A 1,068-nucleotide genomic window follows, 5' to 3' on the forward strand; every position below is an offset into this window, starting at 1 on the left:
CGACCGGGTGAGTTCCTCTGCGAACTCTGCCAGGAACTGGTCGCCAGCCGCCGTGCTGCGGGGGGGTGCCTCTATGGTTTTCGTCAAGCCGCCAGAGCGACTGACGACGGCGCCGAAGGCGTGGTCGGGTCTTCGTACAGAGTGCCATCCCGCAGCATCGCGTAGAGCACATCAGTGCGCCGCCGCGCCAGGGCGATCAGTGCCTGGTTATGGCGCTTGCCCTGGGCCCTCTTGCGGTCGTAATACGCCCGCGAGGGGCCGTGGTGCAGCGAGGCGAAGGCCGAGAGGAACAGCGCGCGCTTCAGCCGCTTGTTGCCTCCGCGGGGTGCGTGTTCACCACGGATCGAGGACCCGGATCGTCGGGTGACGGGAGCGATGCCGGCGTAGGAGGCCAGGTGCCCGGCATCGGCGAAGTCCTTGCCCACGACCTCGGTGAGAATCCGTGCAGCGGTCCTGACCCCTACCCCGGGCATCGAGATCAGGACCGGATGAAGAGGGTGGGCCTCCACCACAGCCTCCACCTGGATGGCCAGCCTTGCCCGCTGCTGGATCAGCCCTGCCAGCTGCTCGGCCAGAATCGGCACCACCGTGGCCGCAGCCTCAGTACCTGCCACGACCACGGTCTGCTGGGCCAGGGCTTCGAAGATCTCCTCCGTCAAGGAGCTGGCCAGTCGGGGCGCGTGCTTGCGCAGCCGGGCACGCACATGCCCGGGCCCAGCGGTCTTGAGCTTACCCGGAGTCGGGTACCGGCCCAGCAGATCCGCTACCGCCGGGTGCGTGATCCTGGGCCCCAGCACCCGTTCCAGGGCGGGGTGGATCTGGGTGAGCAGCCCGCGCAGCCGGTTGGAGGCCGCGGTGATCTGGGCGGCGAGATCATCGTCAGCGCCGGCGAGCATGGCCAGCTCAGCGATCTGCTCGTCATCGACGCGAATGGCGCGCAACGTATGAGGCATGGTGCGTGCGGCTTCGGCGATGATCGCGGCATCACGGGCATCAGTCTTGGCCGAGCCCGGGTGCAGATCCGCGATCCGGCGCATGGCCAGTCCCGGCAGATACGCCACCTCAACA

At 68.4% G+C, this 1,068-nt stretch carries 1 protein-coding gene; it reads right to left on the bottom strand.

The annotated features are described in order from the left end of the window. Positions 1 to 83: 83 nt before the first annotated feature. The coding region (locus GTW58_RS13050) for an IS110 family RNA-guided transposase (RefSeq protein ID WP_168023556.1) at positions 84 to 1,068 on the bottom strand (985 nt) is incomplete at its 5' end.

Origin of the sequence: Kocuria subflava (genome assembly GCF_012163155.1) — a bacterium.
GTDB lineage: Bacteria > Actinomycetota > Actinomycetes > Actinomycetales > Micrococcaceae > Kocuria > Kocuria subflava.